A 1,561-nucleotide genomic window follows, 5' to 3' on the forward strand; every position below is an offset into this window, starting at 1 on the left:
GGGTCGCCCGCCGCGTCGCCGCGCCCGCGTTCGCGTTCGCGGCGGTGGTCAGCGCCAACGCCGCGATGCCCTACCACCTGCTGCACGGCGACGTGGACGGCGCCGTCCGGCACGCGCTGCGGATCGCCGCCATCGGCGCCACCACCTGGCTGGTGCTGCGGATCGCCTACGCGCTGAGCGACCCGCCGCTGGAACGGCTGATGCACATCGAGGGCGAGCGCAACCGGCGGGCCCGCCGTGCCCGCACCCAGATGCTGCTGCTGCGCCGGATCGCGGCCGCGGTGATCACGGTCGTCGCGGTGGGCGCCGCGCTGTTCACCTTCCCGAGCGTCCGGGCGATCGGCGCCGGGGTGCTCGCCTCGGCGGGCGTCGCCGGGCTGGTCGTCGGCATCGCGGCCCGGCCGACGCTCGGCAACCTGCTCGCCGGGCTGCAGCTGGCGTTCAGCGACGCGCTGCGGCTGGACGACATCGTGGTCACGCAGGGCACCTGGGGACGGGTCGAGGAGCTGACCCTGTCGTACGTGGTGCTGCGGCTCTGGGACGACCGGCGGATGATCTTCCCGGTGTCGCACTTCACCGAGCAGCCGTTCGAGAACTGGACCCGGCACTCCAGCCGGCTGCTCGGCTCGGTGGAGCTGCACGTGGACTGGACGGTGCCCGTCGAGGAGCTGCGCGCCGAGCTGTACTCGGCGTTGCAGGACAACCCGCTGTGGGACCGGCGCGAGTGGGTGCTGCAGCTCGTCGAGGTGCAGCCGAACGGGCTGGTGACGATGCGCGCGCTGATGAGCGCCGCCGACTCGGCGAGCACCTGGGACCTGCGCTGCGACGTGCGCGAGCACCTCGTCGCCTACATCCGCGACCACTACCCGCAGGCGCTCCCCCGCTTCCGCGTGGGCCCCGAGCCCGTCGCCGACGGCGCGGCCGTGTCCCCGGACGGGAGCGCCCCCTCCGCTGCTGAAGACGCTCCCGCCCTGGACGGGAAGACCCCCGCCGCAGACGGCGCGGCCCCCTCCGCGTCCGGCGCGGGGTCCTCCTCGCGCGGCACGGACTCCTCCGCGTCCGGCGCAGGCTCCCCCTCGTCCGGGGCGAGGTCGGCGAAGGCGCCCGCTCCGCGGACTGAGGGTGGCGCCTCGTCCGGGGTTAACGCGCCGGAGGATCCCGACGGGGCGCCGGACGACGCCGGGGGCGCGCGGGCCGCCCCGCGCGGGGACGGCCCGGCGCAGCGGAAGTCGCTCAGGCGAGCATGATCTTGTCGCCCTGAACGGTGACGTCCTTCTTCTCCAGGGGCTTGTCCGCGGGCGGGTTCACCACCGAACCGTCGGTGATCTTGAACTTGCTGCCGTGGCAGGGGCAGTTGATCGTGCCGCCGGAGACCGAGCCGACGCTGCAGCCGCGATGCGTGCAGTTGGCGGAGAACGCCGTGAACTGGCCCTGCCGCGGCTGGCACACGACGACCTTGGCGTCCTCGAAGACCTTGCCGCCGCCGACCGGGATCTCACTGGCCGCGGCGAGGGCGCCGCCGGCACCCGCGCCCGCGTCGCCGGAACCGGAGCCGCCGGAC

At 74.8% G+C, this 1,561-nt stretch carries 2 protein-coding genes; one reads left to right on the forward strand and one right to left on the reverse strand.

Annotation, left to right across the window (positions count from 1 at the left end; genetic code table 11):
- Nucleotides 1–1,247, forward strand: a 1,247-nt coding sequence (locus HUX53_RS02155) for a mechanosensitive ion channel family protein (RefSeq protein WP_176401490.1), incomplete at its 5' end; no start/stop codon positions are given.
- Here the strand turns inward: HUX53_RS02155 and HUX53_RS02160 are convergent.
- The coding region (locus tag HUX53_RS02160) for a Rieske (2Fe-2S) protein (RefSeq protein WP_176401491.1) at nt 1,234–1,561 on the reverse strand (328 nt) is incomplete at its 5' end. The genes HUX53_RS02155 and HUX53_RS02160 overlap by 14 nt on opposite strands.

The sequence above is a fragment of the Actinomadura sp. BRA 177 genome (assembly GCF_013372625.1).
In the GTDB taxonomy this organism is placed as follows: Bacteria; Actinomycetota; Actinomycetes; order Streptosporangiales; family Streptosporangiaceae; genus Spirillospora.